The following is a 23,848-nucleotide window of genomic DNA, read 5'->3' as shown; positions in this document are numbered from 1 at the left end:
TCCCGGTCCGCATCCCCAACTATTCCCGGGCTTTCTGCTTATTTACCCGATGCCAACGACGCCCATTCCCAAGAAAATCCTGGCCCGCCAGCACGAAATTACCGCCGACTTCCTGCGGCTCGTCAGCGAGCATCTGGCCGATATCGTGGCCGGCCGCGCTACCGAAATGCTCGAAATCCGGGATTTTGCCGACCAACTGCATATCCATCCCACGCACCTGAGCAACACGCTCAAGCTCACCACCGGACACTCGCCCTGCTATTTCTTCGAGGCCCGCATCATGGAGGTGGCCCGCGAGCAGCTGCGCGACTCCACCCAGCCCGTGGCGGCCATTGCCGCCGGCCTCACCTTCGACCCCTCCAACTTCACCAAGTTCTTCAAGCGCTTTGCCGGCTGCACCCCCAAGCAGTACCGGGAGCAGGAGTGGGAAACCCGCCGACTGCAAAAAACGGAAACTGTCACCATTTAAACTGAACCAGTCACCATACGCCGGCCCGCCCAAACGGGCACCTTTGTGTCATCCATTTCACTTTCTGAAAACTATGACCACAAACAAGATAGCCCTCGTGACGGGCGGCAGCCGCGGACTGGGCAAAAACAGCGCCCTGCACCTGGCCCAGGCCGGCCACGACCTCATCATCACCTACCGCCAGCAGGAGGCCGAAGCCCGGGCCGTCGTTGCCCAGATCGAAGCCCTGGGGCGCAAAGCGGTGGCCCTGCCGCTGGATGTGGGCCGCAGCGCGTCGTTCCCCGCCTTCGCCGAAACCCTGGCCCAGCACCTAGAGCAGCACTGGAACCGCGCCTCCTTCGACTTCCTGATCAACAACGCCGGAATTGATGCGCCCTCGCCCTTCGCCCAGACCACCGAGGAGGACTTCGACAACCTGCTGAACGTGCATTTCAAGGGCGTATACTTCCTCACCCAGAAGCTGCTGCCCCTGCTGGCCGACGGCGGCGGCATCGTGAACTTCTCTACCGGCTTGGCCCGCTTCACCACGCCCGGCTACGCGGCCTACGCCAGCATGAAGGGAGCCGTGGAAACCCTGACCAAGTACATGGCCAAGGAGCTGGGCGGCCGCGGCATCCGGGCCAACGTGGTGGCGCCGGGCATCATCAAAACCGACTTTACCGCCGCGGCCCGCACGGCGCACCCGCAGCTGGAGCAGTACATGGCGGGCAATACGGCCCTGGGCCGCATCGGCGAGCCCGACGATATTGGGGGTGTGGTGGCCTTTCTGTGCTCCGAGGCCGCCCGCTGGGTGAATGCCCAACGCATCGAGGCCTCGGGCGGCTACTCGCTGTAGCCGGGCACTGCCACTCAAAACGCCGACTGCCGGCCCCACGCGGGGCCGGCAGTCGGAAAAGGCGGGCGGCAGGGCCGGCTCAGGCCATTTTGCGGGTTTGCTTGTACGTATCAAGGTTTTGGCGGATGGCGGCCAGCACGGCGGCGTAGCGCCGCTTGGCCTCGGTATGGGTTTCCAATTGGTGCAGGCGCGCATCAATCAGCTCACAGAACTCTTCCCTGGAGAAGCGCGGTTTGGCTAGCGGTTTGGACACGTTGCGAAAAGGTGAGGGCGGGTGAAAAGGCAGTTCGGGGGGCTAATACTACGCAGGTTTTGGCGAAAAAGCGACGCATCCCGCCGCGCGTCCGCGCGTTGCTCCGCAAATGCCGCCCCCACAGCCGGCAGGCGGCCCTGGCCTCCCCTTATTATGTGAGGACCAGGGCCGCCGCCCGGCGGCCAGCTGCGCTAGAAACGGAAAAGCGGCCGGGCCGGGTTCCAGATGCCCCACGGAATCATGAGCAGCACCAGCACCAGGGCCACCACGAACCAGGTGAAGGCCTTTTTGTGCTTCAACACTGGGTCGGTGGCCTTCTTGGAGAGCGTGCGGCCTACCTGCGCGGCCACCACGGCCAGCACCATCATGGCAATATGCTCTACGCCCCAGAAGCGCCCGATGGGGTCCTTCATCACCGCGGCGCCGGCCGTCTCGAAGGCTTTCACGCCAAAGGGACTCAGCCCAAAATACAAAATCAGGCCCAGCAGCAACTGCAGGTGCATGGAGCCCACGAAGGAGGCACCCATGCCATTATCGGCCCCCACGAAGGGCTTGCGGCCCTGCCAGCCGCTGAAGGCGCGGAAAACGGCAATGAGCCCGAAAATCAGCACCAGCCAGCGCGACCAGGAATGCAGAGCGAGTACGATGGAATACATAAGCAGAAAAGAGGTTGGTGGTTGAGGCGCAAAGGTCGGAGGCGGCCGCCACATTGCCGCACGGCCCGCAAAATAGGGGTGGCCCGCCGCTACACCGGCCCCGCTACGCCCTGGAAGGCGAATACTTCCTCGCGCAGAAACAGGTCGCCCTGCTGGCGCAGAATGGTGAGGTTGTCCACGGGCAGCTTTAGGTTGAAGGTCTGTTGATTCAGGTATTGCAGCACCGGCCCCAGCAGCGCGGGCGTGGTGTCGTGCAGGGCCAGCGAAATGTGCGGCAGCCAGCACTCGGGCCCGCTGAACCGGTCGGTGCGCAGAGCCAGTGGGGCCGTGGCGGCCAGAATGCGTTGATGCAGCTGGTTCAGTTCATTAGTGCGCAGCACCGGAATATAGATGGTCGGATTAGGACCCGGAAACACGCCCAGGCCGGTAGTATGCACCGCAAACGGCGGGGTAGCCGCCGCCACCTGGCGCAGCGCCGCGTGCAGGGCCGAAAGCTTGCGCACCCCCGCCAGCTGGTAGGTGATGTGCGGCTCGGGCGTGGCCTGCACGTCGTTGAGCCCGAACTTCGTTTCCAGGCTCTTGATTAGGCGGTTGATGCGAGCCGCGTAGTGCGGGCTGAGCACGGAGGTAATGGCGAGCATAGTTGCCTAAACTACGGAACCGGGCGCAGGGTTGGAGCAATTTTGCTCCCGCTGCCCCCGACGAAGGTTTAGCGGCCCCGCGCGCCGCTTTACTGATCAAAATCCACCTTCACCTTCTCCGTCACGGGGCGGGCCTGGCAGGTCAGCACGTAGCCTTTGGCCACTTCGGCATCGGAGAGAGAGTAGTTCACGTCCATTTCCGCCTGGCCATCGGTCACGCGGGCGCGGCAGGTGCTGCACATGCCGTTTTTGCACGAATAGGGCGCATCCACGCCGGTTTCCAGCAGCGCATCCAGAATCGTATTGCCATAATACGACATCTCCAGCAGGCGCGTGGTGCCGTCCAGCTGCACCGTCACCTGGCTGTGCTTGTCGTCTTCGCCGATTACGTGGGTTTTGGCCGGGCCGGCCGGCTTGGCCCCGCTGCCGGCCGAGGTGAACATCTCGAAGTGAATCTTTTCCGGGGCCACGCCGGCGCTGGTTAGGGCCGATTTCACGCCGTTTATCATCTCCTCCGGCCCGCAGATAAAGCACTCGTCAATCTGGCTGGCGGGCAAAAGCTTATCCAGGAAAAGGCGGGTTTTCTGCTCATCAATGCGGCCGAAAAGCAAATCGGTGTCGCCCTGCTCGCGGCTCAGAATGTGGTACACGCTCAGGCGGTCCAGAAACTTATTCTTGAGCGCCTCCAAGCCTTCCTTGAAAATGATGGAATTGCGGCCCCGGTTGCCATAAATCAGCGTTACCTGGCTGTGCGGCTCGGTCATGAGCACCGTTTTGATGATGCTGAACACTGGCGTGATGCCGCTGCCCGCCGCGAAAGCCACGTAGTGCTTGGCGTGGGCGGGGTCGAGCGGCGTGAAGAAGCGGCCGGCCGGCGGCATCACGTCCAGCTCTTCGCCCACGCGCAGCCGGTCCACCGCCAGGCTCGAGAATCGCCCTTCCGGCACCTTCTTGATGGCTACCTGCCACTCATTATCTAAAGGGCTGCTGCAGATGGAATAGGAGCGGCGCAGCTCCTCGCCATCATGCTCGCGCCGAAATGTAAGGTATTGCCCCTGCGTGAACCGGAACGTGTCGCGCAGCGCCTCCGGCACCTCCAGCGATACGACCACCGCATCGGGCGTCTCGCGCTGAATACGCTTGATTTTGACTTTATGAAATCTCATGGTTTTTAGTTGTCGGTTGTTCGTTGGCAGTTGTTAGTCGGCTGTTGGCTATTTTATCAATGAATGAAAAAACTGACAACTGACAACGAACAACTGATAACTCACTTAGCCAGGCCATTCAGAAGTAAGGTGATGATGTTTTCTTCCAGCTCCTCGGCCGTGATGCCCCGGCCCGGCCGATACCACAGCTCCACCCACCGCACCGCCGACAAGATGGTGAACAGCGCCACGGAGGCATTCACGGGCTGCAATTCGCCGGCCGCAATGCCCTGCTCAATCAGGGCCGCAAAGCCCTTTTCGTAGTTTTTGCGGGCCTGCTTAAAGGCTTCGAGCTTGTCGTTGGTCAGGTATTTCCAGTCGTTGTTGGCTACCGATACGGCCGCCCCATCCTCAATCATGAGCCGGATGTGCAGCCGGATCAGGGCTTTGATTTTCTCCACGTAGCTCGTAGCCGTCTGCTCAATCTCAGCCAGTTGCGAAATGTAGGTGTCCGAAATCTGAAAGCAGATTATTTCCAGAATCTCGTCTTTGGAGTTGATGTGGTTGTACATGCTGGCCGCTTCCATGCCCACCTGCGCGCCCAAATCGCGCATGGAGGTGCCACCAAATCCTCTGGCCTTAAATAGCTTAGCTGCTTCCTCCAGAATCAGCTGCCGCTTGTTGCTCTTTGTTTTTTTAGCCATGAATGCGCCGGGTAGCCGAAAGTAAGTAGGGCCAAGGGCTGGATGAACAGGTTAAATATACTAACAAATGTTAGTTTACCTGCGTATCCGACTCCAGATCCAAGACACTAAAGGCAGGCGTATTCCATGACGGCTTCAATTTATTTTTGCTGGCTTTAGTTGGTAATATTTTGATAACATGGAAGTTGAATGGTATTGGTGAGCGTACACTTACTAAAAGTTAGCTAACACTTACCAGTCTCTGCGAATCTTTTGGTAATTTTGACCTGCCCCGGCAAAAAGCCCCCCGGTTTTGCCCCAGGCCAATTCCCACGATCTACTCTGCCGGGTGTTGCTCCCACCCCAGCCGGCAGAATCAGGCGAAAACTGCGAGGTTTCCGACTGCAAAAGCCCGCCCCGCCGATCTGCTCGGTGGGGCGGGCTTTTGCGTTGGGCGGCCAGCAAACGGCCTGTCAGGATTGCTGCCGGTACTTGGTTTTGATGAAGTCGCGCATCTCCGGGGTGTACTCAGGGCGCAGGTTGGCCAGGCCTTTCCAGAGTGCATCTACTAAGCCCAGCAGGAAGCGCGTTTCCATTTCCGGCTGCGCGTAGCCCAACTGGCGAAAGGACTCGATGAGCAGGCCGGGCATGGGCTGCAGGAACTGCTCGTGCTGCTTGCGGGCCGTTTCCACGTCAATCAGCCGCGACTGCAGCTTCCAGAAGTGCGGCTCCTCGCGCACCAGCTCGTAGGGCAGGTCAATGATTTTGTAGACCAACTCCAGTGGTGAGCTGTTCAGCAGCCGGCCCCGGTTTTGCTCAATTACGCGCTTGTAGCCGCTTTTGATGATATGATCGAGCAGGCGTTCCTTGCTGCCGAAATACTTGAAGATAAGGGCCTCCGAAACTTCGGCTTCTTTGGCAATGAGTTGGGTGGAGGTATTTTCAAAGCCTTTCTCAGCAAAAAGCTGCAAGGCAGTAAGCGCGATGTGCGGTTTGCGGTTCATGGGCTAAAGGTACTGATTGACGCAACTAATTGAGCGCAATAAGCTTGTTCTGACGCCGCTAAAGCTATAATCACGACAAAAAATAATACAGCAAAGCGCGCCGCAACAGCTGCTGTGAGGCTGTTGCGGCGCGCTTTGTTGGGGTAAGTCTGAACGGTGTAGAGACGCATACTTGCGTCTCAATCGTGGGAACCGTGACAACGATTGCTGTTCAACGACGAGACGCGAAGACGCGTCTCTACACCGTTCCGGCGGCAAACTCAAGTCAATACGCTATGCTTTCTGCTTGCGGCGGCCTTCCAGAATGCGGAAGAACGAGCGGCTCTGGATTTCGTCCTGCGTGAGGCCAGTAGCCAGCACTTCTTCTTCGGTGATGGCACCGCAGTTCAGGGCTTTGAGGAAGAAGTTGAGCAGGCCCTGGCCGGTGGCGGCGTCGTCGAAGATGTCGCCGGTGAGGGTGCTGATGGCGGCGCGCTCCACGAAGGTTTTCAGACGGAACAGGGCGTCGTCGTAGCTGCTTAGGAAGAAGCTGTAGGTGGCCGCGTAGCGCATCGGCAGCTGGGCCGGGTTCAGGTCCCAGCCCTGGTAGAGGCCGTTGATGAGCGAGTGGGTGGTGTGGTGGAAGCCCTGCCGCCAGGCGTTGTGCACCGACTCGCGGTTTTCGCGCAGCTGCTCAAACGTGAGGTTGTCGCCGCGGTGGGGGCCGATGGGCATTACGTTGGTGGCACCATCCGAAAGAAATATGCCGGTGCCACCGAGGGCCACTTTGGTCATGTGGTGGGCGAAGTCGCAGACGGGGTGGGCCATGGTCTGATACTTGGCCGTGATGCCAGCAGAGGCGGTGTAGTCGTAGGTGCCGAAGTGGGCGGCCACGCAACGGCCCTCGCTGGCGCGGATGATGCGCATCAAGGGGTTGCGGCCGTCCTCGTCCATAATGATCTGGGTGGCTTCCACCATCGTTTCCATCTTGAGCGTGCCGGGGGCCAGGTTGTTGGCCTTTTCCAGCAACTCAAACAGGCGCACCATTGTGGTCATTTGCTCCGGGATGGTCACTTTGGGCAGCATCACCACGAAGTTTTCGGGCAGCCGGCCGCCGGTTTTTTCCAGCAGGGCCGTCAGGAAGATGTCGAGGGTGCGTACGCCGCGGGCTTTCAGATCCTCGGTGAAAGGCTTGATGCGGATGCCGATGAAGGGCGAGATGGTGCCGGCGGCCATGCCCTTGGCCAGCTCGTGGGCGGCCTGTACGGCGGTGGCGTCCTCCTCGTCGTTGGGGCGGTTGCCGAAGCCGTCTTCGAAGTCGATGCGGAAGTCTTCCACGGCCTCGCGCTCCAGCTTTTTGATAATCTTATTATAGACCGAGTAGGCCAGCCAGGCGTGTTCCTGCTTGCGCTCCTGGGGGCTCATGGCGTCGAGGCGGGCGGTGAGGTCGGCAATGTCCTTTTCGGTGGTGGGCAGGTGCTCGTGGCCTTTGAGCTGGAGCACGCGGGCCAGCTCCACGAAGTTGGGGGCGTAGGTGCGCAGGTTGTTCAGGGCAATGTCGCCCATGCGTACGCAGGTATCGGCCTTGAATAGGTTGGCCCCGCCGTACACGGTGTGCACCGGCTGGCGGTCGGGCTTGTCGCCGGGGTAGGTGTGCTGAAATTTGAGGTTGGCCGCGCCGAGCTGGTCGAGCAGGGCGGTTTTGTCGGCGTCCTGAATGCTGAGTTTCATCGAGAAAGGTAAGGAGGAGGCGGGATTTGAGAGGGGAAAGGCGAACAAGCTACTGGAAAGCAGGCTGCGAAACTAAAACTAGCTCCCCTCCTTTTTTCAAGGAGGGGTAGGGGTGGTAGCTAGAACTAGTTGTCGTTGGACGATTTTCTAGCTCTAGTAACCACCCCTAACCCCTCCTTGAAAAAAGGAGGGGAGCTAGTTTTCTAATCTTGGTTTTTTAGCCGTAGCTGTTTTACGAGCCCCGATAGGTACTGTAGCCGAAGGGGTTCAGCAGCAGCGGCACATGGTAATGCGCGGTAGTAGCCACGTCGAATACGATTTCCACGAAGGGGTAGAAATTGGGCGTGCTCTGCTGCTCGAAGTATTCTTTGGTAAAGAATTTCATCTTGTAGATGCCCAGCGGCAGCGGCTCGTCGGTGGGCAGCAGGTTGGCAATGCGGCCGTCGGCGTTGGTGACGCCGCGGGCCAGCTCCGTCCAGTTTTCGCCCTGCTGGGCGGAAAGCACGATGGTGACGCCGGCGGCGGGTTTGCCCAGGGTGGTATCGAGAATGTGGGTCGTGATTTGGCTCATGCGGTGGGGGACAGCAGCTTTTCCAGGCGGATGCGGGTGATTTTACTTTGCTCGGCGGCGGCCAGCTTGATTTCGTCCTCGGGGGTATTATGGAGGCGGGCTTCGAGCAAGGCCAGCATCTGCTCGGCGGTTTTGCCGGTGGCAAACACGATGAAAATGTTGCCGAATTTCCGCTCGTAGGTCTCGTTGCCGTCGGAAAGGGCCTGGAGCACGGCTTCCGACGTGTCGCGCACGCCGGCTTGCTCGCCCTCGGCCCAGGCACTGGTGCTGGCGAACTTCTCGCGCAGCGCCGCCACGTTGCCCCCGATTTTGGGGTGGTGGGTGAAGGCTTCCTTCCAATCAGCTTCCGAGAGCTGGTTCCAGATGGTGTCGGCCTGATCCAGCAGCGTTTCCACGTCCGTGACGGGAAAGACTTCGTTCAGGCCGGCCACCCAGGCGCTGGCGCCGCAGCATTTGCGCAGCTCCTCGGCGCGGGCGGCGGGCGGGAGGTGGTTGAGTTCGTCGAGGGTCATGGGGAATCAAAAAAACGCCTGTCATCCTGAGCAAAGCGAAGGACCTTATGGGATGAGAACCATACTCGTCCCAACGATCCGTTCAACCGGCATAAGGTCCTTCGCAAGCTCAGGATGACAGGTGATTAAATCGCCGTCGGGAAGCGGTTGACGTTTTTGTAGTAGATGTACACCGAGTTTTCCTGGCCCATGGCGGTGGCCCACTGCTGGCAGTAGGGCGCCATCCAGATGGAGTCGCCCTGCTTGACGGGGTACCACTCGTTATCGAGCATGTAGATGGCCTGGCCCTGCAGATACATCAGGCCGTGCTCCATGATGTGGGTCTCGACCATCGGCAGGTGGCCGCCGGTGCTGTAGGTGAAGATGTTGACGGCCATATCGAAGCCCAACTCATTGGGCAGCAGCTCCTGAATGCGCAGGGCCTCGTCGTTCATGTACACGGGCGCTTTGGCAAGGTCCCGCTCCCCGAAAATGACGTTGGGCACCGCCTGGCCGGCCAGCGGCTCATACACCTTGTGGAAGGTCAGGATGCGGGTGCCCTCGAAATGGTTGCGGAACTGATATTCCTGCTCGATGGGCACGTACACGAACTGACCCTGGGTGAGCAGTTTCTGCTGCACTCCGCCGATGGTGACTTCGCACTCGCCTTCCACTACGTAAAAAAAGATCTGGGAGGCCTGGGTGCGGCCTTCCAGCCGGCCGCCGGCCCGCAGCGTCACGAGCGTCTGGCACAGGCGCGCACCCATCTGCTCGTTGATAATGACGTTGACCGTGCAGTTGGTCCAGCCCGGCACGTTGCTGTTGATATAGCCATCGGGGGCAATGATGGCGTGGTTGCGCTTGACGACAGAGCGGGTAAGGGCAGATATTTCCATGAAGCTACGGGCGGGAGAGAGAAGATTGGTACTGGTTGAAAAGAAGGCTCAGAAAGCACTCGGACACCTGCAGCGCGGCGGCAATGTCGGGCAGCTCCGCGTTTTCCAAGGGGTTGTGACTGATGCCTTTAAAGCAGCGCACAAACAGCATAGTGGCCGGTGCCACCGTCGAAACGGGCACCGCATCGTGGCCCGCGCCGCTCACCAGCGGCACCACCGGGTAGCCGCAGTCGGCAATGGCGGTAGTGAGCAGCGCGTTCAGGCCCGCGTCGCAGAGCACGGGCGCGGTGTGCTGCACCAGGTGCCAGTGCAGGCTGAGCTGGCGGCGGGTGGCAATGGCATCGGCCTGGGCGTAGAGGGCTTCGTAGGCTGCGTCGAGGCGGGTGGCGTCGGCGCTGCGCAGGTCGAGGCTGCAGGTTACTTCGCCGGCAATGACGTTGCTGGCCGCGTGGCGCACGTCGAGCTTGCCCACAGTGGCCACGAGCCCGGCCTTGTGCGTCAGGCCGAATTTTTCCACGGCCAGCACCAGTTCGGCGGCCCCGGCCAGCGCATCCTGGCGCATGTCCATCGGCACGGTGCCGGCGTGGCCGGCCATGCCTTTGAACGTCAGTTCGACCCGGCGCTGCCCGGCAATGGCCGTGACCAGGGCCACCGGAATATTCTGCTCCCACAGCACCGGCCCCTGCTCAATGTGGGCCTCAAAGTAGCCCAGCCACTGGTCGGCGGGAATAGCATCGTCGGCCAGCGTGGCGGGGTTGCCGCCCATCGTCTTTATGGCCTCAGCGAGGGAAATACCGGCGGCATCGGTTTTGGGCAGCAGGTCGGGGTCGAAGGAGCCGGCCACGACTTTGCTGCCCAGGTACGTGGTATGAAACCGCACGCCTTCCTCGTCGCTGAACGCAATCAGCTCGACGTGAAACGGCAGCACGGCCTGGTCTTCGCGCAGGTTTTCCAGCAGGTCCAGCCCCAGCAGCACGCCCAGCGGCCCGTCGAAGCGGCCGGCATTCACCACCGTATCGATGTGGGAGGCAATGACGAAGGTTTTGGCCGCCGGATTGGGGCTCACCAGTCGGCCGCGCACGTTGCCGATGCTGTCGAGGCGGGTGCTGAGGCCGGCCTGCTCGAACCAGCCGCGCACCAAGGCGCTGCCGCGCAGAAAAGCCGGCGTGCCGAAGGTGCGCGTGATACCGTCGGCATCTTCGCTGATGGCGGCTAATTCGTGAATGCGGGCCAGAGTTTTTTCGGCGCGGGCAATGTAGTTTTCCACCCAGTTAGCGGGTTAAAAGTTGGCCTTGATTGAGTTGGACGAATTCCGGGCGCTGATACACCAGCTGGCCGCCGAGGAAGGTCTGCTCCACCACGCCCCGCAATTCGAGCCCAAGATAAGGCGACACTTTGTGTTTGTGGTGCAGCAGGCTTTCCGTGACGCGAAAACTGTTTTCCGGATCCAGCACCAGCAAATCGGCATCGTAGCCCTTGGCAATGCGGCCTTTGCGGTGGCTTTGGCCGGCCAGCTTCGCCGGGTTTTCGCTCAGCCATCTGGCCAAATCATTCAGCGTAGCGCCGCGCTTTTCGGCGGCCGTCCAGAGCACGGGCAGGGCCAGCTGCAGCGAGGCAATGCCGCCCCAGGCGGTGGTGAAGTCGCCGCTTTCAATCTGCTTGAGCGCGGGCGGGGCGGGGGAGTGGTCGGTGGCCACGAAGTCGATGAGGCCGGATTGCAGCGCCGCCCAGAGCTGGTCGTTGTTGGTCTTCTCACGGATGGGCGGGGCGCACTTGAACTGCGTCTGGCCATCTCGAATATCCTCAGCATTGAAGAACAGATAGTGCTGGCCGGTTTCCACCGTCAGCGGCAGGCCTTGGGCCTTGGCGGCGGCAATCTGGGCCAGCGAGTCGGCGGAGGAAAGGTGCACGATATGGGTGCGGCACTTGGTTTCGGCGCAGAGCCGGATCATCAGCGCCACCGCGTCGTCTTCCCAGCGTTTGGGGCGCGAGGCCAAATAGTTTTGGTAAGAGCGGTGGTCGCGCTGCTTCCACTCGGCGTCGTCGGTGGTCAGTTCGCAATGCACCAGCAGCGGCAGGCCGTGGCGGGCCAGAATGGGCATTATTTGCCGCAGGTCGGCCTCCGTGGCGTTGGGAAAATCGTCGATGCCGGAGTGGGTCAGAAAGGCTTTGAAGCCCAGCACGCCGCGCCCAATCAGGCCCTCCACTTCGGCCGCGTTGCCGGGCACGATGCCGCCCCAGAAGCCCACGTTGGTGTGCAGCTGGCCTTTGGTGGCCGCCAGCTTCTGCTCAAAATTCGCCACCGAAGTTGTCACGGGGGCCGAGTTCAGGGGCATGTCCACGAGGGTGGTGAGGCCGCCGGCCAGCGCGGCGCGGGTGGCCGTGTCGAAGCCTTCCCAGTTGGTGCGGCCGGGCTCGTTGATGTGCACGTGCGGGTCGATGACGCCGGGCAGCAAGGCCTTATTTCCCAGGTCGGTAACCGGGCACTCCACGGCCGCGTCGATGGGGCGCAGGTCGGTGATTTGGCCGTTTTCGATGAGCACGAGGGCGGGGCGGGTGCCGTCGGGCGTCACAACGCGCTGACTTTTTAGGGCGAAGTCTGTCATTTTTCTCTGTAAATTGGGGGCTGATTCGGGTGGTTGCCGCCCGGATTTTTTCCTCAACGGAAGCTCGTTGCCGCGGGCTGACCGGGCAAAGTGGAAAGCCGCCCCGCGCCGATGCGCCCGGCGACCTTCCGGCGGTAAGGTGGATAAATTGCGGCAAACCCACTTTCTTCCAACCCGGAGTCCGCGCTGGTTAGCGCCGCTCTTTTGCCCGCGTTCCGCATGATTCGACTGCTTACCATTGGTGCCGCTTTTCTGGTATTCCTGTTCCTGCTCGGCATTATCTATGCCCTGCAGCACGTGGCCAAAACCCGCGAAGGGGGCGGCAAAGTAGGCGAAAACGGCCTCACCCTGCAAGGCTTTTCCTACGCCCTGATCTTGCTGGCCGTGGCCTACCTGCTGGGCCTGACGTACGTGCTGGTGCGCGGCACGCCCTGGGAAGGCCATCTGCTGGAGTGGATGAACATTGTGGTGCGCCTGATGCACATCACCTTCGGCATCGCCTGGATCGGGGCCTCGTTCTACTTCGTGTTTCTCGAAAATGCCCTGAACCGCACCCACAACGTGCGCGAGGAGCTGGCCGGCAACCTCTGGGCCGTGCACGGCGGCGGCTTCTATTACCTCGAAAAGTATAAGTTGGCCCCCCAGCAGATTCCCCGCGACCTGCACTGGTTCAAGTACGAGGCCTATTTCACCTGGCTATCGGGCTTCAGCCTGCTGTTCGTGGTGTACTACTTCAACGCGGGCTCCATGCTGATTGACCCGCAGATTCTGGACCTCAGTCCGCTGGCCGGCGTGGCCCTGGGTATCGGCTCGTTCGTAGCCGCCTGGCTGGTGTACGACGGACTGTGCAAAACCCCGCTCGTGACCAAAATGCGGTGGTTTATGGTGGTAGGCGCTTTGCTGCTGACGGCTTTTGCGTTCTTCTACTGCCACGTGTTCAGCGCGCGGGCGGCCTACATTCATTTCGGGGCCATGTTGGGTACCATCATGGTGGCCAACGTGTTTTTCGTCATCATCCCGGCCCAGAAGGCCATGGTGAAGGCCGCCACCGAAGGCCAGCCGCTGAATCCGCAGCTGGCCAAAAACGCCCTGAACCGCTCCCTGCACAACAACTACTTTACTTTGCCGGTGCTGTTCGTGATGGTCAGCAACCACTTTCCCAGCACCTTCGGCCACGCCTATCCGTGGCTGGTGCTGGTGGCTATTTCGGTGGGCACGGCCGGGGTGAAGCACTGGATGAACCTGCGCGAAAAGAAGCAGGCCACCGCGCTGGTGCTACCCGCCTCGGCGCTGTTTCTGCTGGCCGTCGCCTTCGTAACGGCTCCGAAAAACGAAGCCGCCGGCGCGGCCGCCTGCCAGCCCGTGAGCATCGCCCAGGTGCAGGGCATCGTGCAAAGCCGGTGCGTGCAGTGCCACTCTTCCAGCCCCACCGACGACGTGTTCAAAGTAGCGCCCAACGGCGTGAAGTATGACACGCCCGAAGACATCATTCGCCTCAAAGACAAGATCATGCAGCGCGTGGTGGTGACCAAAACGATGCCCCAGAACAACAAAACCAACATGACCCAGGAGGAGCGGGACTTGATCCGCTGCTGGATTGAGCAGGGCGCGCAGAATAAGTAGAGAGGGCGAACCTAACCGTCTGTCATCCTCCATCTGTCATCCTGAGCAAAGCGAAGGACCTTCCTCCAATAAGTGACAAGCCTTTTGAAATGAGCAAAGCCCTTTACCATCCGCTTGGTAAAGGGCTTTGTGCATTGAAAGGCGTTTTTCAGTGGCGAAGAGGAAGGTCCTTCGCAAGCTCAGGATGACAGACGGAACGCGTTGCCGCCGTTTACTTTACCACGCCACCCGCCGCGCGCAGCCGCTGAATCTTGGCTTCAATCTCCGCCAGCCCCAGGTTGTGCACGCTGCCCAAATGCGTGGTGTAAAACTCGCGGTGAGGCACGTAGGAGCCATTTTCCACCGCCTTCCCGACTACCACATACGCCGTGCGAAACGGCGTGCCGGTCTGGATGAGCTGGTTGATATTCTCCACCGAAAACACCGCGTCGTACTTGGCCTGGTTGAGCAGATCGGGCTTGATGCGCAGCTGGGGCAGGGCGAAAAGCAGCATGTCCAGAATGTCGAGAAACTGGGCCAGGGGCTCGAAGAGCATCTCCTTCAGAATCTGAAAGTCGCGGTGGTAGCCGCTGGGCAGGTTGCTGGTAGCCAAGATGAGCGTGTTGGGCAGCGCCTGGAGCGTGTTGCAGCGGGCCCGGATCAGCTCAAATACGTCGGGGTTTTTCTTGTGGGGCATAATGCTGGAGCCGGTGGTAAACCCCTTGGGCAGCTCCACGAAGGCCATATCCTGGGAGTTGTACATCACCAGGTCGTAGGCCATTTTGCCCAGCGTACCGGCGGCCCCGGCCAGGGCGAAGGCCACGGTTTTTTCGGTTTTGCCGCGCAGCATCTGGGCCCCCACGCTGCTCACGGCCAGGCTGCCGAACCCCATTTCCCGGGTCGTCATCTGCCTGTCAATGGGGAAGGACGAGCCGAAGCCTGCGCCCGAGCCCAGCGGATTCTGGTCGGCCACGGTGTGGGCGGCGTCGAACAGGGCCAGGTCCAGCAGCAGGTGCTCGGCGTAGGCCGAAAACCACAGGCCGAAGGAGCTCGGCATGGCCGCCTGAAAGTGGGTGTAGCCCGGCATCAGGTCAGTTTTATGGGCTTCGGCTTTCTGCAGCAGCACTTCGGCCAAAGCCAGCATTTTGGCGGCGGCCCGCTCGGTGTAATCTTTCAAAAACAGCTGAATGGCCGTCAACACCTGGTCGTTGCGGGAGCGGGCGGTGTGGATTTTCTTACCCGCGTCGCCGAATTTCTCCGTCAGGTAGGCCTCGATTTTGGAATGCACATCCTCAAACTGCGACTCGATGGTGAAGGTGCCGCCCTCGATCTGCGCGGCCAGCTCCGCGAGGCCCTGCTGCAGCTGCTGGTTTTCCTGGCCGGAAATCAGGCCCGCCGCGGCCAGCATATTGGCCTGCGCTTTCGAAGCCTGCACGTCGAACTGCGCCAGGTACAAGTCCAGCTCCCGGTCTTTACCGACGGTGAACTGCTCGATTTTTTGGTCAACGGCAATGCCCTTATCCCAGATTTTCATACGTGCGGAGTGTGGTTTTTCGATGTACGGCAAATGCGCCACGGGACTAGAAATCTAGCTCCCCTCCTTTTTTCAAGGAGGGGTTGGGGGTGGTTCAATCGTTGAACGACTACTAGCTTTAGCCGATGTTCAACGACTTTCTAGCTCTAGCAACCACCCCGCCCTTCGGGCACCCCTCCTTGAAAAAAGGAGGGGAACTAGCTTCTAGCCTCTAATCTTCTGGTTTCCAAGCTTTAGCCCTTCCAGCAGGTTAATGTATCCGTCAATGCCCGCCCGCACCTCGCTGAGCAGAATGTACTCGTCCGGAGTGTGGGAGCGGGCCGAGTCGCCGGGCCCGATTTTGACCGTGTCGAACGGCATCATGCTCTGGTCGGAGAGCGTGGCCGAGCCGAAGGGGCGGTGCCCCAGCGCCACGGCTCTGCGTACCAGCGGGTGCTCGGGGCTGATGCGCGACGAGTTCAGGTGGGTGGAGCGCGGCGTGACCTCGGCCTGTACGTGCGCCTGCACAATCCGGACCACCTCAGCATTGGAATACAGCTCATTGGTGCGCACATCCACCACAAACTGGCAGCGGTCCGGCACCACGTTGTGCTGGTTACCGGCCTGAATCTGCGTCACCGTCAGCTTCACCGGCCCCAGCAGCTCCGATACGGCCGGAAACTGGTATTGCTGCAGCCACTGAATGTCAGCCACGGCTTTGTAGAGGGCGTTTTCGCCCTCGTCGCGGGCGGCGTGGCCGGTGCGGCCGTGGGCTACGCAGTCGAGCACCACCAGGCCTTTTTCGGCAATGGCGAGGTCCATCTGCGTCGGCTCGCCCATGATGCCCAGCGCCACTTCGGGCAGCAGCGGCAGCAGGCGACGAATACCATCGGCTCCCGACACTTCCTCCTCGGCCGTGATGGCGCAGATCAGGTTGTAGGCCAGGTCCGTACGCTCGTGAAAGTACAGGAACGTGGCCAACAGACTCACGGCCGAAGCCCCCGCATCGTTGCTGCCCAGACCGGTGAGCTTGTCGCCTTCCACCACCGCCCCGAACGGGTCATACGTCCAGGTCGCGCCGGGCTGCACGGTGTCGTGGTGGGAGTTGAGCAGGATGGTGGGCTTGCGGGCATCGAAGTGCCGATTCTGCGCCCACACGTTGTTTTTATCGCGCCGGGGCTGGGCGCCGTGGAAGGTCAGAAACCGGAAAATCAGCTCTGCCGTCTGGTCTTCGGCCCGCGAAAACGAGGGCGTCTGAATCAGCTCCGTGAGCAGCTGAATAGCGTCGGCGGTCAGCTTGTCGATTAGCTCCGGCATAGCACAGTTTTCACGGGTTCGTTGAGGCGCAGCGCGTTTTCAATCACCACTTTTTCGACCCCGGCGGCCAGGGCGGCAAAGGCGTTATCGAGCTTGGGCACCATGCCGGCGGCAATGGCCCCGCTGGCTTTCAGGCGCTGGTACAACTCGGGCGTAATCTGCGGAATGACGGAGGTTTCATCGTTCACATCGGCCAGCACGCCGTCCTTTTCGAAGCAGAAATGCAGCTCCACCGCGTAGGCCGCCGCTAGGGCCCGGGCCAGCACGCTGGCAATGGTGTCGGCGTTGGTGTTGAGCAGTTGGCCCTGCCCGTCGTGGGTGATGGCGCAAAACACGGGCGTGAGGCCGCTTTGCAGAAACTGGCCGAGCAGCGCGGCATTTACGCCCGCCTCGCTCACATCCCCCACAAAGCCGTAGTCGATGTCCTGCACCGGCCGCCGCGTGGCCCGGATTACGTTGCCGTCGGCCCCGCTCAGGCCCAGCGCATTCACGCCGAGTTGCTGCAGCAGCGCTACGATCTGCTTGTTGGTTTTGCCGGCGTAAAACATAGTCACAATGCCCAGCGTGGCCGCGTCGGTGATGCGGCGGCCCTGCACCAGTTGCGGCTTAATACCCAGATTTTGCAGCATCTGGCTGGCACCTTTGCCGCCGCCGTGCACCAAGATTTTGGCCCCCGAAACCCGCGCCAGCTCCGTGAGGAAGCGACCCAGCTGGGCGGCATCGTCGATGATGGCACCGCCGATTTTGAAAATTTTCAGGACTTCGCTCATACCAGCAGAGGAGGGGAAAATGGAGGGCGCAGAGGTCAAACAGGGCCGATTTTGCCAAAAGGGACAGCGCCAACGGCCGGAGCCCCGGCCAATGTTGCGGCATTTTTTTAGCGCCGACGCGGCAAAGTTTCCGAAAAAATTACTCTAGTTTTGCAACGATTTAGCGGTTTAAACGATTTAAAGCGCGAAACACTCCCTTTGCCGCCCCGCGGCCCTTGTCATGATTCGTCTCTCCTCTATTGCGCTTCTGCGACGACCACTGCTGGTTGTGCGAATTATGCCAGCGTAAGCGCTGGCTGCAATACTTCGCCGGCTTGCTCCTCTGAAAACCGGCGCGGGGTTCCCCAATAACCAACCCCACTGAAGAGAACTTTTACGAATAACTGGCCCGAGTCCGAGTGTAATTCTTATCGTGTGACTTTGCCGGCCCCCGCGCCGGCTTGATCCGCCAAGCCCGCTTTTTTCTGGGTTTCCCTTCCCCAAACCGGCCCGTCGTGCGCCGGTTGCCGCGCTGCTTCGCCCACCCGCGGCGCTCCCTGCCCTTCGTCTTTCCGAGTCCGTTGCCGCATCTGCAGGCAGCTAACCCCGCTTTGACCATGCTATTACGAGTCGCTACGGTTGCCGATGTGCAGTACGTGGAAACCCTTTGTCAGTGGTACGAGGAATCGGCCAAATCGCGCGGCGTCGGCATTGCCAAGCGCGACCCTAACTATCTGAAAAAGAAGATGGAGCGCGGCGACGCCATTATTGCTTTTGTTGATGAGCAGCTGGCCGGCTTCTGCTATATCGAAACCTTCGAAGACGCCAAGTTTGTGGTGAATTCGGGGCTGGTTGTGAATACCGAGCTGCGCAAGGAAGGGCTGGGCCGCGCCATCAAGCACCGCGTGTTTGAGCTGTCGCGCACGAAGTATCCGGCGGCCAAAATATTCGGTATCACCACCAGCGGGGCTGTCATGAAGATCAACAGCGAGCTGGGCTACCGGCCAGTTGCCTTCCCCGATTTGACGCAATCCGACGACTTCTGGAAGGGCTGCATGGGCTGCAAGAACTACCCGATTCTGCAGGAAAACCAGCGCAAGATGTGCCTGTGCACCGGCATGGTCTACGACAAGCTCGATGACCAGTTCAGCCAGCAAACCATTGAAATACTGAGCCAGGAGCATTCTTAGTATCTGGCACGAAAAAACCAGAACGTCGGTAGAACGTCATTCCGAGCGCAGCCGAGGAATCTCGCGTGCTGACGCAGGATTGGTAAGCTAACGGAGCGGGCGAGATTCCTCGGCTGCGCTCGGAATGACGTGCTGCTAACGTCCTGACGACGTTCTAATATCCCCTCAAACCATGAAAAAGAAGGTAGTTTTAGCGTACAGCGGCGGATTGGATACGTCCTTCTGCGCGGTGTACCTGACCCGCGAGCTGGGTCTGGAAGTACACACGGTTATCGTCAACTCCGGCGGCTTTTCCGAGGAAGAGCTGGCCGCCATCGAGCAGCGGGCCTACGAGCTGGGCTCGACCCGCCACGAAGTGATTGACGTGACCGAGCGTTTCTACCAGCAGTGCCTGCGCTACCTCATTTTCGGCAATATCCTCAAAAACGACACGTATCCGCTGAGTGTCAGCGCGGAGCGCATGTTCCAGAGCCTGGCGCTGGCCGAGTACGCCCGCGAGCACCGGGCCGACTACATTGCCCACGGCAGCACCGGCGCCGGCAACGACCAGGTGCGCTTCGACGTGGCTTTCTCAGTCATTGCCCCCAACACGGAAATCATCACGCCCATTCGTGACCTGAAGCTTTCCCGCCAGGCCGAAATCGACTTCCTCAACCAGCATGGCTTCGAGATGAGCTGGGAAAAGGCCAAATACTCCATCAACAAGGGCATCTGGGGCACCAGCGTGGGCGGCGTCGAAACGCTGACTTCGCACCAAGCCCTGCCCGAATCGGCGTACCCGACCCAGCTCAGCGCCACGGAGCCGGTGAGTATCGAAATTACCTTCGAAAAAGGCGAGCCAGTAGCGCTGAATGGCGAAACCATGAACCCGGTGGCGCTGATTCAGGCCCTCAACGAGCTGGCCGGCCAGTACGCCATTGGCCGCGACACGCACGTGGGCGACACGATTCTGGGCATCAAGGGCCGCGTGGGTTTCGAGGCCCCGGCCCCGCTGATTCTGCTCAAGGCCCACCATCTGCTGGAAAAGCATACGTCGAGCCGCTGGCAGCTGCTGCACAAGGACTACGTGGCCAACTGGTACGGCACGCTGCTGCACGAGGCCCAGTACCTCGACCCGGTGATGCGCGACTTCGAGGCCTTCCTGGAGTCGTCGCAGGAGCGGGTGTCGGGCACGGTGTTCGTGACCCTGAAATCGTATCAGTTTGAGCTGCTGGGCGTGGAGTCGCCGTTCGATATGATGCAGTCGAAGGTGGCTACCTACGGCGAGGAAAACGACGCCTGGGACGGCCGCGACGCGAAGGGCTTCATCAAGATTTTCAGCAACCAGTTGAAGATTCATTCTTCCTTTAACCCCTCCCCAACTCCTCCCCAAAAGGGAGGGGCTTAGGTTACCACGCAACGTATGACTACAAACGAAAATACGTCTGGCACCCCTCCCTTTTGGGGAGGGGCCGGGGGAGGGGTGAAGGCCGGCATCGTCGGCGGGGCCGGCTACACGGCCGGGGAGCTGCTGCGCATTCTGCTGCACCACGAATTTGTGGAGCTGGGCGGTATTGTGAGTTCTTCCAATGCCGGCAACCCGATTTACAAGGTGCACGACGACCTGGTGGGGGAGACGGAGCTGCGATTTTCGTCAGATTTGGCCGGGGATGAAGACGTGGTGTTTCTGTGCCTGGGCCACGGCAATTCCCGGGCGTGGCTGAAGAAAAACCCGCTGCCCGAAACCACCCACGTTATTGACCTGAGCAATGACTTCCGCTTGGCCGCCGATGCGGAGTTTACGGGCCGCGAGTTCGTGTACGGTCTGCCGGAGCTGAACAAAAGCCGCATCGAGCAGGCGCAGAGCATTGCCAATCCGGGCTGCTTCGCCACGGCCATTCAACTGGCCCTGCTACCGCTGGCCCAGGCCGGCAAGCTCACGGATGACGTGCACGTTTCGGCCATTACGGGCAGCACGGGCGCGGGGCAGAGCCTGTCGGAAACGGTGCATTTCTCCTGGCGCACGAATAATGTGTCCATCTACAAACCTTTTACGCACCAGCATTTGGGCGAAATCGGGGAGAGCCTGGCCCAGCTACAAACGCCGCTGGACGTGGACATTCATTTCATCCCGTACCGAGGCAATTTCGCGCGGGGCATCTTCGCCAGCGTCTACACGCCCTCGGATTTGACGCAGGACGAGGCGCGGGCGCTGTACTGGAAGTTCTATGCTAATGCGCCATTTACCACGGTGTCGGAATCGGAAATCCACTTGAAGCAGGTCGTCAACACCAACAAGTGCCTGCTGCACGTCCAGAAACAGGGCAAGCAGCTGCTCATCACTTCGGTAATTGATAACCTGGTGAAAGGCGCTTCCGGTCAGGCCGTGCAGAATATGAACCTCCTTTTTGGCCTGCCGGAAACGACGGGACTCAACCTCAAATCGGTGCTTTTCTAATGGAGCTTTTCAACGTTTATCCCCTCGTCAACATCACGCCCGTGCGGGCGCTCGGCGCGAAGCTGTGGGACGACCAGGGCCAGGAATACCTGGATTTCTACGGCGGCCACGCCGTTATTTCCATCGGCCACAGCCACCCGCACTACGTGCAGCGCCTCACCGAGCAGCTGCAGAACATCGGCTTCTACTCCAACTCGGTGCAGATTCCGATTCAGACGCAGCTGGCGCACAAGCTGGGCCAGGTGTCGGGCTACGACGATTACGCGCTGTTTCTGTGCAACTCCGGGGCCGAGGCCAACGAGAATGCCCTGAAGCTGGCCTCCTTCCACACCGGCAAAACCCGCGTGGTGGCGTTCAAAGGCGCGTTTCACGGCCGTACCTCGGGCGCGGTGGCAGCGACCGACAACCCCAAAATCGTGGCCCCCTTCAACGCAGGCCACGCCATTAGCTTCTTGGAATACGACCTGGCAGCAGTAGAAACCACGCTACAAGGAGGTGACGTGTGCGCCGTAATCATCGAGCCGATTCAGGGCGTGGGCGGCATCATCATGCCTTCCGACGAGTTCCTGCAAGGCCTGGCGGCGCTGTGCCAGCAGTACGGCGCTATCCTAATTGCCGACGAGGTGCAGAGCGGCTACGGCCGCAGCGGGAGGTTTTTCGCGCACCAGCACGCCGGCATCCGGCCCGACATCATTTCTGTGGCCAAGGGCATGGGCAATGGCTTTCCCATCGGCGGCATCCTGATTGCGCCGGAGCTGAAAGCTTCCTACGGCTTACTGGGCACCACTTTCGGCGGCAACCACCTGGCCTGCGCCGCCGCCCTGGCCGTGCTCGAAGTCATCGAAGACGAAAACCTGCTGGCCCACGCCACCGAGCTGGGCAACTACCTCCGCACCGAACTGCTGGCCCACGCCGGGGCCGAAGAAATCCGCGGCCGCGGCCTGATGGTGGGCATCAAGTACGACTTCCCCATCAAGGACGTGCGCGACAAGCTGCTCGCCGAACACCACATTTTCGTGGGCAACGCCTCTGACCCCACGGTACTGCGGCTGCTGCCGCCGCTGAATATCACGAAGGCGGAAGTTGACCGGTTTTTGGGGGCGTTGTATGCGCTGACGGTCGCCTCACCCCCTAGCCCCCTCTCCGGGGGGGAGGGGGAACTAGTTCTAAAAAAGTAGTTTCTAGCTCACCTCTTTACGCCTCACCACCAGCCAAACTTTCTAGCCTTAAAACTAGGAACTAGTCTCCCCTCTCCTCCGGAGAGGGGGCTAGGGGGTGAGGCCAATAGTATGAATCAAACAGTAACCCTAACCCTCGAAGACGGCACCTCCATCCAGGGCGAATCCTTCGGCGCCTTTACCTCCGCTGCGGGCGAAGTGGTGTTCAGCACGGCCATGACCGGCTACCCCGAAAACCTCACCGACCCGTCCTTCGCCGGCCAGATTCTGGTGCTCACCTACCCCATGGTGGGCAACTACGGCGTGCCCGGTGAGGAGCTGTACGAGTCGATTTCGAAGATTTTCGAGTCCGACAAAATTCACATTGCCGGGCTGGTGGTGAACTACTACTCCGAGGAGCACAGCCACTGGAACGCCGCCAAAAGCCTCGGCGACTGGCTCAAGGAGTATAACATCCCCGGCATTTTCGGCGTCGACACCCGCATGCTCACCAAGAAGCTGCGTGAGAAAGGCGCCATGCTGGGCAAAATCGTGGCCGAAACCGACGTGCCCCTGCACGACCCCAACCTCGACAACCTGGTGGCCCAGGTGAGCCCGGCCGGCGTGCAGCACTACGGCCACGGCCAGCACAAAATCGTGCTCGTGGACTGCGGCACCAAAACCAACATCATCCGCTGCTTCCTGGAGCGCGACGTGGAGTTGATTCGGGTACCCTGGGACTACGATTTCACGACCCTCGACTACGACGGCCTGTTCCTGAGCAACGGCCCCGGCGACCCCAAAATGTGCGAGCCGACCATCGCACATCTGAAAAAAGCCCTGCAACAGGACAAGCCGATTTTCGGCATCTGCCTGGGCAGCCAGCTCATGGGCCTTGCCTGCGGCGGCGACACCTTCAAGCTGAAATACGGCCACCGCAGCCACAACCAGCCCGTGAAGCTCACCGGCACCCAGCATTGCTACATCACCAGCCAAAACCACGGCTTCGCAGTCGACACCGAAACGCTACCGGCTGATTGGACAATGTTGTTTGAAAATTTGAACGACGGCACTTGTGAAGGCATCAAGCACAAAACCAAGCCGTTTTTTTCAACGCAGTTTCACCCCGAAGCTGCTGGCGGCCCGCAGGATACAGAGTTTCTGTTTGATGATTTTTTGAAAGCGGTGGTGGAGTATAAAGCGGCTAAATAGAACGATTGGAAAAGAACGTCATGCAGAGCGCAGCGAAGCATCTTGCTCGCTTCGTTAAACGAGTTTGAATTCGGACGCGCACATGAAAACACAGTTATGTCAGCTGCTCGCTTACTGCGAAACTTCGGGCGCACCCGTTGGCATTTGCTCACTAACAGAGGCTAATGCTTGGCGTGGTACAGAATATGAGCAAACGCTTTATTGGGACGTAGTCCAAAGCATTGGTCATACGCTGCTATTCGAGTTTGATGCTGCACACCGATTCTTCAACACTGAAACCGGCAACTTCGCCTTTTACCGGTCTGTGGATGGAGCAGAATTAGTATTAGCAGAAATTATATCCATAGAGCAAGAGGCTGAAATTCCTTGGAATGGAATTGCCTTTACATGCGATGATGACACTAAAGCTCCATTGAAACTGAAGGGACTGACTTGTTTTTTTGATTCTGCCATTACGTTACCCAGCGCCCTATTGCCTTACACGTCGCTTTATGCTGTAGGCCAAACTACCCCTTGGAATGTTGCCGTGCTCGACTGTGACTACGACGCGACCTGTGAAGTTGTATTCAAGTCTGACACTTTACACCTTCAGGGTATTTGCTTCCGCAAGCAACGTTCTTGACTTACTGATTTTGCAACGAAGCAGTAGAGATGTTTCGACTTCGCTGCGCTCCGCTCAGCATGACGTTCTGTTTGCACACACACGACCTA

The 23,848-nt window shown here is 60.2% G+C and carries 24 protein-coding genes; 9 read left to right on the top strand and 15 right to left on the bottom strand.

Annotation, left to right across the window (positions count from 1 at the left end; genetic code table 11):
- The first annotated feature begins 49 nt into the window (after positions 1-49).
- Complete coding sequence (locus BUB62_RS15435; protein WP_073111609.1) at positions 50-469, top strand: helix-turn-helix domain-containing protein; 420 nt, start codon at positions 50-52, stop codon at positions 467-469.
- Positions 470-542: 73 nt separating this feature from the next.
- Positions 543-1,304: an SDR family NAD(P)-dependent oxidoreductase gene (locus tag BUB62_RS15430; RefSeq protein WP_073111607.1), complete on the top strand. Its 762-nt coding sequence runs from the start codon at positions 543-545 to the stop codon at positions 1,302-1,304.
- A 79-nt stretch (positions 1,305-1,383) separates the two neighbouring features.
- Here the strand turns inward: BUB62_RS15430 and BUB62_RS19365 are convergent, their stop codons facing one another.
- From BUB62_RS19365 to allB, 12 genes are all read right to left on the bottom strand, one after another.
- Positions 1,384-1,557: a hypothetical protein gene (locus BUB62_RS19365; protein ID WP_159437475.1), complete on the bottom strand. Its 174-nt coding sequence runs from the start codon at positions 1,555-1,557 to the stop codon at positions 1,384-1,386.
- Between the two features lie 191 nt (positions 1,558-1,748).
- Positions 1,749-2,213: a hypothetical protein gene (locus tag BUB62_RS15425; protein ID WP_073111605.1), complete on the bottom strand. Its 465-nt coding sequence runs from the start codon at positions 2,211-2,213 to the stop codon at positions 1,749-1,751.
- An 89-nt stretch (positions 2,214-2,302) separates the two neighbouring features.
- Positions 2,303-2,854 (bottom strand): 2'-5' RNA ligase family protein, encoded by a 552-nt coding sequence (locus BUB62_RS15420; protein WP_073111603.1) that lies wholly within the window; start codon positions 2,852-2,854, stop codon positions 2,303-2,305.
- Positions 2,855-2,943: 89 nt separating this feature from the next.
- Positions 2,944-4,020: a 1,2-phenylacetyl-CoA epoxidase subunit PaaE gene (paaE, locus tag BUB62_RS15415; RefSeq protein ID WP_073111601.1), complete on the bottom strand. Its 1,077-nt coding sequence runs from the start codon at positions 4,018-4,020 to the stop codon at positions 2,944-2,946.
- A gap of 101 nt (positions 4,021-4,121) precedes the next feature.
- Positions 4,122-4,703, bottom strand: coding sequence for a TetR/AcrR family transcriptional regulator (locus BUB62_RS15410; protein WP_073111599.1), 582 nt, complete (start codon positions 4,701-4,703; stop codon positions 4,122-4,124).
- Between the two features lie 452 nt (positions 4,704-5,155).
- Positions 5,156-5,686: a TetR/AcrR family transcriptional regulator gene (locus tag BUB62_RS15405; protein WP_073111597.1), complete on the bottom strand. Its 531-nt coding sequence runs from the start codon at positions 5,684-5,686 to the stop codon at positions 5,156-5,158.
- A 273-nt stretch (positions 5,687-5,959) separates the two neighbouring features.
- Positions 5,960-7,396 (bottom strand): DUF6986 family protein, encoded by a 1,437-nt coding sequence (locus BUB62_RS15400; RefSeq protein ID WP_073111595.1) that lies wholly within the window; start codon positions 7,394-7,396, stop codon positions 5,960-5,962.
- Positions 7,397-7,628: 232 nt separating this feature from the next.
- Positions 7,629-7,967: a hydroxyisourate hydrolase gene (uraH, locus tag BUB62_RS15395; protein WP_073111593.1), complete on the bottom strand. Its 339-nt coding sequence runs from the start codon at positions 7,965-7,967 to the stop codon at positions 7,629-7,631.
- Entirely contained in the window at positions 7,964-8,479 is a 516-nt protein-coding gene (gene uraD / locus BUB62_RS15390; protein ID WP_073111591.1) for a 2-oxo-4-hydroxy-4-carboxy-5-ureidoimidazoline decarboxylase, read from the bottom strand. Before uraD ends, uraH begins: the two co-directional genes overlap by 4 nt.
- 125 nt (positions 8,480-8,604) lie before the next feature.
- On the bottom strand, positions 8,605-9,354 hold the full coding sequence (allE, locus tag BUB62_RS15385; protein WP_073111589.1) for a (S)-ureidoglycine aminohydrolase: 750 nt from the start codon (positions 9,352-9,354) through the stop codon (positions 8,605-8,607).
- Between the two features lie 4 nt (positions 9,355-9,358).
- Positions 9,359-10,621: an allantoate amidohydrolase gene (locus BUB62_RS15380; protein ID WP_073111587.1), complete on the bottom strand. Its 1,263-nt coding sequence runs from the start codon at positions 10,619-10,621 to the stop codon at positions 9,359-9,361.
- A 4-nt stretch (positions 10,622-10,625) separates the two neighbouring features.
- On the bottom strand, positions 10,626-11,960 hold the full coding sequence (gene allB, locus BUB62_RS15375; RefSeq protein WP_073111585.1) for an allantoinase AllB: 1,335 nt from the start codon (positions 11,958-11,960) through the stop codon (positions 10,626-10,628).
- Positions 11,961-12,179: 219 nt separating this feature from the next.
- Here allB and BUB62_RS15370 point away from each other — a divergent pair, with 219 nt between their 5' ends.
- Positions 12,180-13,583, top strand: coding sequence for a urate hydroxylase PuuD (locus BUB62_RS15370; protein WP_200799939.1), 1,404 nt, complete (start codon positions 12,180-12,182; stop codon positions 13,581-13,583).
- A gap of 211 nt (positions 13,584-13,794) precedes the next feature.
- On the opposite strand, the gene argH is transcribed toward BUB62_RS15370, so the two are convergent.
- The 3 genes from argH to argB form a co-directional block, all read right to left on the bottom strand.
- The gene (gene argH / locus BUB62_RS15365) at positions 13,795-15,096 is read right to left on the bottom strand and encodes an argininosuccinate lyase (RefSeq protein WP_073111583.1); all 1,302 of its coding nucleotides are present in this window, start codon (positions 15,094-15,096) and stop codon (positions 13,795-13,797) included.
- 204 nt (positions 15,097-15,300) lie between these two features.
- Entirely contained in the window at positions 15,301-16,392 is a 1,092-nt protein-coding gene (locus BUB62_RS15360; protein WP_073111582.1) for a M20 family metallo-hydrolase, read from the bottom strand.
- Complete coding sequence (gene argB / locus BUB62_RS15355; RefSeq protein ID WP_073111580.1) at positions 16,380-17,162, bottom strand: acetylglutamate kinase; 783 nt, start codon at positions 17,160-17,162, stop codon at positions 16,380-16,382. Before argB ends, BUB62_RS15360 begins: the two co-directional genes overlap by 13 nt.
- 596 nt (positions 17,163-17,758) lie before the next feature.
- On the opposite strand from argB, the gene BUB62_RS15350 reads away from it, so the two are divergent.
- From BUB62_RS15350 to BUB62_RS19135, 6 genes are all read left to right on the top strand, one after another.
- Positions 17,759-18,331 carry a GNAT family N-acetyltransferase gene (locus BUB62_RS15350; RefSeq protein WP_073111578.1) on the top strand — a complete coding sequence of 191 codons (573 nt, stop codon included), beginning with the start codon at positions 17,759-17,761 and terminating at the stop codon, positions 18,329-18,331.
- Between the two features lie 172 nt (positions 18,332-18,503).
- Positions 18,504-19,718 carry an argininosuccinate synthase gene (argG, locus tag BUB62_RS15345; protein ID WP_073111577.1) on the top strand — a complete coding sequence of 405 codons (1,215 nt, stop codon included), beginning with the start codon at positions 18,504-18,506 and terminating at the stop codon, positions 19,716-19,718.
- A 15-nt stretch (positions 19,719-19,733) separates the two neighbouring features.
- Positions 19,734-20,768 (top strand): N-acetyl-gamma-glutamyl-phosphate reductase, encoded by a 1,035-nt coding sequence (gene argC / locus BUB62_RS15340; RefSeq protein WP_073111575.1) that lies wholly within the window; start codon positions 19,734-19,736, stop codon positions 20,766-20,768.
- Positions 20,768-21,946: an aspartate aminotransferase family protein gene (locus tag BUB62_RS15335; protein WP_073111573.1), complete on the top strand. Its 1,179-nt coding sequence runs from the start codon at positions 20,768-20,770 to the stop codon at positions 21,944-21,946. Before argC ends, BUB62_RS15335 begins: the two co-directional genes overlap by 1 nt.
- Before the next feature lie 111 nt (positions 21,947-22,057).
- Positions 22,058-23,137, top strand: coding sequence for a glutamine-hydrolyzing carbamoyl-phosphate synthase small subunit (carA, locus tag BUB62_RS15330; protein ID WP_073111571.1), 1,080 nt, complete (start codon positions 22,058-22,060; stop codon positions 23,135-23,137).
- A gap of 82 nt (positions 23,138-23,219) precedes the next feature.
- Entirely contained in the window at positions 23,220-23,759 is a 540-nt protein-coding gene (locus BUB62_RS19135) for a hypothetical protein (RefSeq protein ID WP_143164216.1), read from the top strand.
- Positions 23,760-23,848: the final 89 nt, after the last annotated feature.

This window comes from Hymenobacter daecheongensis DSM 21074, assembly GCF_900141805.1.
GTDB lineage: Bacteria > Bacteroidota > Bacteroidia > Cytophagales > Hymenobacteraceae > Hymenobacter > Hymenobacter daecheongensis.
Note: the sequence above shows the minus strand (reverse complement) of the source record. Positions and strands in the feature narration are given on the sequence as shown.

Coding starts and splice junctions, on each gene's coding strand:
- BUB62_RS15435 (WP_073111609.1), top strand. CDS start 50: ATGCCAACGACGCCCATTCCCAAGAAAATCCTGGCCCGCCAGCACGAA.
- BUB62_RS15430 (WP_073111607.1), top strand. CDS start 543: ATGACCACAAACAAGATAGCCCTCGTGACGGGCGGCAGCCGCGGACTG.
- BUB62_RS15425 (WP_073111605.1), bottom strand. CDS start 2,213: ATGTATTCCATCGTACTCGCTCTGCATTCCTGGTCGCGCTGGCTGGTG.
- BUB62_RS15420 (WP_073111603.1), bottom strand. CDS start 2,854: ATGCTCGCCATTACCTCCGTGCTCAGCCCGCACTACGCGGCTCGCATC.
- paaE (WP_073111601.1), bottom strand. CDS start 4,020: ATGAGATTTCATAAAGTCAAAATCAAGCGTATTCAGCGCGAGACGCCC.
- BUB62_RS15410 (WP_073111599.1), bottom strand. CDS start 4,703: ATGGCTAAAAAAACAAAGAGCAACAAGCGGCAGCTGATTCTGGAGGAA.
- BUB62_RS15405 (WP_073111597.1), bottom strand. CDS start 5,686: ATGAACCGCAAACCGCACATCGCGCTTACTGCCTTGCAGCTTTTTGCT.
- BUB62_RS15400 (WP_073111595.1), bottom strand. CDS start 7,396: ATGAAACTCAGCATTCAGGACGCCGACAAAACCGCCCTGCTCGACCAG.
- uraH (WP_073111593.1), bottom strand. CDS start 7,967: ATGAGCCAAATCACGACCCACATTCTCGATACCACCCTGGGCAAACCC.
- uraD (WP_073111591.1), bottom strand. CDS start 8,479: ATGACCCTCGACGAACTCAACCACCTCCCGCCCGCCGCCCGCGCCGAG.
- allE (WP_073111589.1), bottom strand. CDS start 9,354: ATGGAAATATCTGCCCTTACCCGCTCTGTCGTCAAGCGCAACCACGCC.
- allB (WP_073111585.1), bottom strand. CDS start 11,960: ATGACAGACTTCGCCCTAAAAAGTCAGCGCGTTGTGACGCCCGACGGC.
- BUB62_RS15370 (WP_200799939.1), top strand. CDS start 12,180: ATGATTCGACTGCTTACCATTGGTGCCGCTTTTCTGGTATTCCTGTTC.
- argH (WP_073111583.1), bottom strand. CDS start 15,096: ATGAAAATCTGGGATAAGGGCATTGCCGTTGACCAAAAAATCGAGCAG.
- BUB62_RS15360 (WP_073111582.1), bottom strand. CDS start 16,392: ATGCCGGAGCTAATCGACAAGCTGACCGCCGACGCTATTCAGCTGCTC.
- argB (WP_073111580.1), bottom strand. CDS start 17,162: ATGAGCGAAGTCCTGAAAATTTTCAAAATCGGCGGTGCCATCATCGAC.
- BUB62_RS15350 (WP_073111578.1), top strand. CDS start 17,759: ATGCTATTACGAGTCGCTACGGTTGCCGATGTGCAGTACGTGGAAACC.
- argG (WP_073111577.1), top strand. CDS start 18,504: ATGAAAAAGAAGGTAGTTTTAGCGTACAGCGGCGGATTGGATACGTCC.
- argC (WP_073111575.1), top strand. CDS start 19,734: ATGACTACAAACGAAAATACGTCTGGCACCCCTCCCTTTTGGGGAGGG.
- BUB62_RS15335 (WP_073111573.1), top strand. CDS start 20,768: ATGGAGCTTTTCAACGTTTATCCCCTCGTCAACATCACGCCCGTGCGG.
- carA (WP_073111571.1), top strand. CDS start 22,058: ATGAATCAAACAGTAACCCTAACCCTCGAAGACGGCACCTCCATCCAG.
- BUB62_RS19135 (WP_143164216.1), top strand. CDS start 23,220: ATGAAAACACAGTTATGTCAGCTGCTCGCTTACTGCGAAACTTCGGGC.